Source organism: Gryllotalpicola koreensis (assembly GCF_039538185.1).
Taxonomy (GTDB): domain Bacteria; phylum Actinomycetota; class Actinomycetes; order Actinomycetales; family Microbacteriaceae; genus Gryllotalpicola; species Gryllotalpicola koreensis.
On the sequence record NZ_BAABBW010000012.1, the window covers coordinates 1 to 1,100 of the forward strand.

Genomic DNA, 1,100 nt, shown 5'->3' on the forward strand with positions numbered 1-1,100 from the left:
TCGCATCGACCGGGCCCGGCACCATCCAGCGCACGACCCGCCCGGTCTCGGGCGAGGAGCATTCGGCCCGGCGGAGCACGGATTTCGCTGACTTGTCCGAGCAGATCCGCGCCGCCGGGCTGCTGCGGCGGCGGCGCGTCTACTACTGGGCCAAGTTCTGGCTGATCACGATCGCGCTGGCCGCACTGGTCGTGCTGTTCATTCGTGTCGGCGACACCTGGTGGCAGATGCCGCTCGCCGTGGTCTTCGCCGTCGCGTTCACCCAGGCCGCGTTCCTCGGCCATGACGCCGCACACCGCCAGGTGTTCCAGTCCGGGCAGTGGAACAACTGGGCCAGCCTCGTCATCGGCAACCTGTTCGTCGGCATGAGCGTCGGCTGGTGGAACAACAAGCACAACCGCCACCACGCCAACCCCAACCGGATCGGCTACGACCCCGACCTCGACATCCCCGTCGTCGTTCCGAGCTCTCTCACGCAGCTGCGCGAGCGCAGCCGGCTCGCCCGGTGGACACTCGACCATCAGAGCGTCGGATTCTTCCCCTTCCTGTTCTTCCAGGGCCTCATCCTGCACATCCAAAGCTTCCAGCGGGTCTTCGGACGCGGCACCGTCCCGCACCGCCCTGTGGAGATCGGGCTCATCCTGCTGCGACTTGGCGGCTTCATCGGCCTGACCTTCCTTGTGCTCTCCCCGGGCCGCGCCGGCACGTTCCTCGGCATCCAGCTCGCCGTCTTCGGCTTCTACCTCGGCGCCGTGTTCGCCATCAACCACATGGGCATGCCCCTCGTGCCCAAGAGTCAGAAGCTGGACTTCTTCCGCCGCCAAGTCCTCACCGGCCGCAACATCCGCGGAGGGCAGTTCACCTCCTTCACCATGGGCGGCCTCAACTACCAGATCGAACACCACCTCTTCCCCTCCATGGCCCGCCCCCAGCTGCGCCACGCCGCCCCACTCGTCCAGGCCTTCTGTACGGAACGCGACGTCGCGTATACCGAGACCGGTGTGCGCGACGCGTTCCGCAGCGTCACCGACTACATCGACAACGTCGGCCTCGGACACCAAGACCCCTTCGAATGCCCCATGATCACCGCACGACAAACC

Annotated in this window: 1 protein-coding gene; it reads left to right on the forward strand. The window is 66.5% G+C overall.

What is annotated here, in order from left to right:
• Positions 1-92: 92 nt before the first annotated feature.
• On the forward strand, positions 93-1,100 hold a 1,008-nt coding region (locus ABD708_RS19400), incomplete at its 3' end, for a fatty acid desaturase family protein (protein ID WP_344757592.1).